Origin of the sequence: Flavonifractor plautii ATCC 29863 (assembly GCF_000239295.1) — a bacterium.
Lineage (GTDB): Bacteria > Bacillota > Clostridia > Oscillospirales > Oscillospiraceae > Flavonifractor > Flavonifractor plautii.
In genome coordinates this window covers 1-5,400 of record NZ_JH417753.1, presented here as the reverse complement: position 1 = coordinate 5,400, position 5,400 = coordinate 1, and the positions used below count along the sequence as shown (strand labels likewise).

Here is a 5,400-nt window from a genome sequence, read left to right as displayed (position 1 = left end):
ACCTACAAGCCTCATATAGACAAAAACAAAGGGGGGCCGGGAGTATCCGCGGCCCCTCTTTGTTTATCCCAGCTCGTTGATTTTCTTAGTGGCGGTGTGGTAGATGGGCTTCCACTCCACCTTCTGCACCAGTGCGGCAATGGAAATGGGAATGTAGGTAAACATAAAGATCGGGAAGGTGAGGACATACCCCAGCTTCTGCACCGGCGCGGCATCGATGTGACGCCACTCGGACAGCACCGTGATCAGCCCGTAGAACAGCAGGCCCACATAGAAATTCCACACGGCGGAGCCCATGAAGCCCACAGTCTCATGGATGATGCGGGTGGCCAGATAGGCCGGCTGGGTGAGGCAGGCGGCCAGGATCACGCCGTTAAAGAGAATCATCAGCAGGGTGAGCAGCATGCCGGGCGCCACCGTCACGAACATGTCGTAGCAGGAAGTGCCCAGGCGGCCCCGGCGGAAGCAGCCCTTCAGCAGGGGGAGGGTGTACTCCCGGTCCACCTGGTAGAAGCCCTTGGACCACCGCAGCCGCTGATCCCAGGACTGCCGGAAGGTGGTGGGCTGCTCGTCGTAGACCACCGCCTTGTCGCAGTAGCCGATCCTCTTGCCCTGGATGGCGCAGTCCACGGAAAACTGGATATCCTCGGTGAGCAGGTGGAAGGGCCAGCCGCCGTTGTCCTCGATGACCCGGGCGGACACCAGGAAGCCGGTGCCCGACACGTGGCAGTTGGTGCCCAGCAGGGTGCGGGGGAAGTTGAGGAACCGGGCCTCCCGCAGGAACCAGATGGAGTAGCCGGCGGAGATCCAGTTGGCCGCGAAGTTCTTGGAGTTGCGGTAGCAGGTCACCGCATCGTAGCCCTGGTCAAAGGTGCGGTTCATCTCGGCGACAAAATTGGCGTCCACCAGATTGTCCGCGTCAAAGACGAAGTAGCCGTCATAGCAGTCCTTCCCCTCCTCTTTGAGGCGGCGGAAGAGGTAGTCCATGGCGTAGCCCTTGCCCTTATGTACCTGGTCGAAGCGCTCGTACACGAACGCGCCGGCCCGGCGGGCCGCCCCCGCGGTGTCGTCGGTGCAGTTGTCGGCCACCACATAGAGATCCAGCAGCTCCTTTGGGTAATTCTGCCGGTTCAGACTCTCCAGCAGTTCCCCGATGCCCCCCTCCTCGTTGCGGGCGGATACGATCACGGCGAAGCGGTGCAGGCGGCTTGGCTGGTGCCGGTCCTGCCAGCGGCGGCGAACCAGTCCCACCACCACATAGAAGCCCTGGTACAGGTAGAGCAGGGTAAACAGAACCACCACAGCAAAATTGAGATGCTTGACAAGTTCCAACATAGTCATTCTTGTAATCCTCCATAGTTTGGGCGGATGGAGCACGCGCTGCGGGAGACGCCCCGTTTGCGCGTAGTGCCTATCATACCACGTTTCAAAAAGATTACAAGAGTGTTACATACCAATTAACAGATTATTAAGAAAAAGTTTTTATTTCTTTTATACAAATGTAAGGAACCGCCATGCTGTACTGACAGGATTCCCCAGTTCGTCACAGCCGCGCAGCGCCGGGGGCCCCCGGCGCCGCGCGTTTGCGATTGTTACATTTTCTCCGGGGCCGCCACGCCAATGAGGGCCAGGCAGTTGGCGATGACGGCGCGCACCGTGTCGGCCAGCTTGAGGCGGGCGGCGAGCACCGCCGCCTCCTCACCCTTGATACGGCAGGCATTGTAGAAGCGGTGAAACTCCCCGGCCAGGGTCACCAGATAGCGGTTGACGCCGGAGGGATCGTAATCCCGGGCGGCCAGGCGGATGACCTCGGGCAGTTGGGACAGGGTTTTGATAAGGGCCTTCTCCTCCGCCGTGGCGTAGAGGGCGGGGTCTACCGCCGCCGCGTCGGGCACGAGGTGTCCCTCCTCGGCCAGCCGGGCAATGAGGGAGCAGATGCGGGCGTGGGCGTACTGGACATAGTAGACCGGGTTCTCGCTGTCCTCCCGCACCGCCAGATCCAGATCGAAGTCCAGGGCGGAGGTGGAGGAGCGGGAGTTGAAGAAGAAGCGGGCGGCGTCCACGCTCACCTCGTCCAGCAGATCCCGCAGGGCGATGGCCTTGCCGGAGCGCTTGGACATGCGGACGGGCTGGCCGTCCTGGAGGAGATTGACCAGCTGCATCAGCACGATGATCAGCCGGTGGGAGCCGTCCAGGCCCAGGCCGTCCAGGGCAGCCTGGAGGCGGGCCACGTGGCCGTGGTGGTCGGCGCCCCAGATGTTGATGGCCTTGGAGAAGCCCCGCTGCTCCAGCTTGTTGCGGTGGTAGGCGATGTCGGCGGCGAAGTAGGTGTAGAAGCCGTTGGCCCGGCGGAGCACGTCGTCCTTCAGGTCGAGCTTGTCCACCTGCTCCTGGCTCTTGCCCTCGGCCAGGAACTTCTGCTTGAGCAGGGCGGTGGTGTTGAGCCACAGGGCCCCGTCCTTCTCATAGGTCCAGCCCTTGCCGGCCAGCAGCTCCACGGTCTCGGCCACATAGCCGCTGTCGTGGAGGGATGACTCCAGGAACCACTCGTCGTACTCGATCTTGTAGCGGCGGAGATCCTCCTTCATCTTGGGGATGTTGACGGACAGGCCGTACTCGGCCATGGCCGCCTGCCGCTCCTCCTCGCTCTTGTCCTTCCAGCCGGCGCCGTGCTGGTCGTAGAAGCCCCGGGCCAGCTCCTTGATGTCGTCGCCGTGGTAGCCGTCCTCGGGGAAGGGGACGTTCTCCTCCCCCAGCACCAACTGGAGATAGCGGGCGTCGATGCTCATGGCGAACTTGTGGATCTGGTTGCCCGCGTCGTTGACATAGAACTCCCGCCACACGTCGTAGCCCGCCCGCTCCAGCACGGCGGCCAGGGCGTCGCCCAGCACGCCGCCCCGGGCGTTGCCGATGTGCATGGGGCCGGTGGGGTTGGCGGAGACGAACTCCACCATCACCTTCTCGCCGCGGCCTTCGTCCACCGCGCCGTAGGTCTCCCCCTCAGCCTGGATGTCAGCGAGCACGCCGCCGTACCACTTGCTGCCCAGGGTAAAGTTCAGGAAGCCAGGGCCGGCGATCTCCACCTTGTCAAAAAAGGTCCCAGCCAGATCCAGATGGCTGACGATCACCTCGGCGATCTGGCGGGGGGCCTTGCGCAGGGCCTTGGCCCCGGCCATGGCGAAGGAGGAGGCGTAATCCCCGTGGGTGACATCCTTGGGAATCTCGATGGTGGCCTTGACCTCCGCGCCGGCGGGCAGCAGGCCCTCCGCCGCGGCCTTCTCATAGGCCGCCTGGGTCAGAGCGGCGACCTGCTCCCGGGCCGCCTGGATCATGTTGGACATGGTTCTATCTCCTTTTCGATTCATCTCTCTGTGTGCCGCGCAGCCGGCCGCCGCGCGGGATAGTCACTGCTTGATGGCCGGCCCCTTCTCCCGCACGTGGATGCGGAACAGGTTCTGGCCCGCCAGCGCGTGGTCGATTTCGATGGCGTAGTCGATCTCGATGCTGCCGCCCCTGGCGTCCAGCTCGGCCCGCATCTTGCGGGTGTTGATGCCTACGGACAGGGCGCCGTAGGGAGTATCGTACATGGACAGATGCCGCCGCCCCTCCTCAAAGACCATCTGGGAGTTGACCTCCCCCACCCGCAGGAGCGTGACCCGGTCCCGCTCGATCTGGAAGGTGGTCAGGGTGCCCTCCAGGCCGGTGAGCTCGCTCTCCTGATAGCTCAGGGTGTAGCCGTCATCCCCGTCGGGCTCCAGGCAGCCCTCCGTGACCAGCTCGATGGTGTCATCGCCCTGTGCCTCAAAGGACTGCTTTCCCTGGATGGAAATAATCACGTTGTTCTCCATGGTTGTTCCTTCCTTGTCCCACGTTCAAACTGCAAATTGCACATTATTATACCCAATGGAGCCTCAGATGTAAAGGGCTTTCCCCTCAATATTGGCTGATATCCACCTGCTCCACCGCCTGGGCCACATCCCAGCCCAGGAAAGTAGAGGCCAGGCGGGAGAAGTCCTCCTGCCGGTCGCTGACGAAGCAGCGGCAGCTCCCCCGCCCGGGCCCGGCCAGGGCGTCCCGCTCCCGCAGGCAGTCCGCCGCCGCCCGGGCGCCCTCGGCCCCGGAGTTGATGAGGCGCACCTCCGGTCCCATATAGGCCCCGATGACCTTCTCCAGCAGGGGGTAGTGAGTGCAGCCCAACACCAGGGTGTCCACCCCCGCCTCCTTCAGCGGGGCCAGGTACTCCGCCGCCACCGTCTCAATGACCACGTCGCCGGGGCGGAAGCGGCCGTTCTCCACCAGGGGCACGAAGAGGGGGCAGGGCTGGGCCAGCACCCGGGCCGCCGGGTTCTCCGCCCGGATGAGCCGCTCGTAGGCGCCGCTGCGGATGGACGCCTGGGTGCCGATGAGGCCGATGCTCCCGCTTCGGGTGGCCCGGGCCGCGGCGCGGGCCGCCGGGGCCACCACTCCCAGGACCGGGATGGGGTTCTCCGCCGCCAGCACGTCCAGCGCGGTGGTGGACACGGTGCCGCAGGCGATGACGATAGCCTTGAGATCGAAGGTGCGCAGGAAGGCCACGTCCTGCCGCGCGTATTTCACAATGGTCTCCCGGGAGCGGCTGCCGTAAGGTACCCGTCCGGTGTCCCCGAAATAGACGATATCCTCCTCCGGCAGCAGGCGGCACAGCTCCCGTACCGTGGTCAGCCCGCCCAGGCCGGAGTCGAACACGCCGATGGGTCTGTCATCCAAGGCGATTCCTCCTAATAAAAAGAGCGCAAATTTGTTATCTGTATAATGATATGCGAAAATTTACCGGAAGACAAGGGGCGTTTTCATGTTTTCCGACGCTCTCCCCGTTTGACATTTTGGCGGGGCTGACTATAATATGAGGTAGGGGATGGCCGTTCACGCCCCGCAACGTCATGACAGCGAGGAGGTTTCGTGTGATGAAGCTGGAACTGACGACCAAACAATTCCGGCGCCTGCTGGATATGGCCTATATCGGCAACTGGATTTTGAACTCCACCCGCGGCGACGACCGGTTCAAGGATTACGACGACGTGGAGAGCCTGCTCTTTGCCAAGGCCCGGGAGGAGGGCATGGGCGTGCTGGCCGAGGACTGGCAGGGCGAGGTGGTGCCCTCCCGCGCCTTTGCCGAGGGCGGCATCCACGAGGCGATCATGGAATATGAGAACAACGTGTTCTTCGATATCCTGGCCGAGGATCTGGCCCGCCGGGATATGGAGGACGCCTCCATCGACCAGAACAACTATGAGGAGCTGTCCAGCCGCATTGACGCCTATATTGCCGAGTTCGAGCAGCACGGTACTGACAACATTCTGGTGGACAGCGACCAGCTATAGGCCAGACACACAGGGGCGGCGAACCGCATACGCGGTTCGC

General features: G+C 63.3%; 5 protein-coding genes. 1 reads left to right on the top strand and 4 read right to left on the bottom strand.

Annotated features, from left to right (window positions below):
* Positions 1–63 precede the first annotated feature (63 nt).
* The 4 genes from HMPREF0372_RS08850 to murI form a co-directional block, all read right to left on the bottom strand.
* Positions 64–1,341: a glycosyltransferase family 2 protein gene (locus HMPREF0372_RS08850; protein ID WP_007491091.1), complete on the bottom strand. Its 1,278-nt coding sequence runs from the start codon at positions 1,339–1,341 to the stop codon at positions 64–66.
* 251 nt (positions 1,342–1,592) lie between these two features.
* Entirely contained in the window at positions 1,593–3,341 is a 1,749-nt protein-coding gene (gene argS, locus HMPREF0372_RS08845) for an arginine--tRNA ligase (RefSeq protein ID WP_007491090.1), read from the bottom strand.
* A gap of 63 nt (positions 3,342–3,404) precedes the next feature.
* Positions 3,405–3,848 carry a YwiB family protein gene (locus HMPREF0372_RS08840; RefSeq protein ID WP_007491088.1) on the bottom strand — a complete coding sequence of 148 codons (444 nt, stop codon included), beginning with the start codon at positions 3,846–3,848 and terminating at the stop codon, positions 3,405–3,407.
* Between the two features lie 85 nt (positions 3,849–3,933).
* On the bottom strand, positions 3,934–4,746 hold the full coding sequence (gene murI / locus HMPREF0372_RS08835) for a glutamate racemase (RefSeq protein ID WP_007491086.1): 813 nt from the start codon (positions 4,744–4,746) through the stop codon (positions 3,934–3,936).
* A gap of 197 nt (positions 4,747–4,943) precedes the next feature.
* Between murI and HMPREF0372_RS08830 the strand changes: the two genes are divergently transcribed.
* The gene (locus tag HMPREF0372_RS08830; protein ID WP_009260659.1) at positions 4,944–5,360 is read left to right on the top strand and encodes a hypothetical protein; all 417 of its coding nucleotides are present in this window, start codon (positions 4,944–4,946) and stop codon (positions 5,358–5,360) included.
* The last annotated feature ends 40 nt before the right edge of the window (positions 5,361–5,400 follow it).